General features: G+C 71.3%; 1 pseudogene. It reads right to left on the bottom strand.

Annotated features, from left to right (window positions below):
• Positions 1–153: 153 nt before the first annotated feature.
• A pseudogene (locus GR212_RS36685) lies at positions 154–404 on the bottom strand (MFS transporter); the annotation flags it as partial.

A 404-nucleotide genomic window follows, 5' to 3' on the forward strand; every position in this document is an offset into this window, starting at 1 on the left:
CGCCCCGGCCCACCCTGACGGATCGTTCTTCCCGCACCCGTGAAAACGGGCCCCGTCGTTGAACAGGACCCGTCGATGTGCGGCACGACGCAGGAGGCAGTTCCTGCAATGGCGGGATGCGGACGCGCCCGCCGGCGCATCCGGGGGCCCGCCTTACGCCTCGCGGCGTTCGATCCAGCGGTTGATCTTCAGCGCCAGGAGCGTGCAGACCGCGCCCGAGAGCAGGTAGACGCACACGGCCACCAGGCCGAACTTGGCCGACAGGCCGAGCGCCACCAGCGGAGCGAACGCAGCGCCCACCAGCCAGGCCAGATCGGCCGACAGGGCCGCGCCGGTATAGCGGAAGCGCGGCGAGAAGTTCGCCGTCACGGTGCCCGACGCCTGGCCGTACGACAGGCCGAGCA

Origin of the sequence: Martinezella lusitana, from assembly GCF_010668395.1 — a bacterium.
In the GTDB taxonomy this organism is placed as follows: domain Bacteria; phylum Pseudomonadota; class Alphaproteobacteria; order Rhizobiales; family Rhizobiaceae; genus Rhizobium; species Rhizobium lusitanum_A.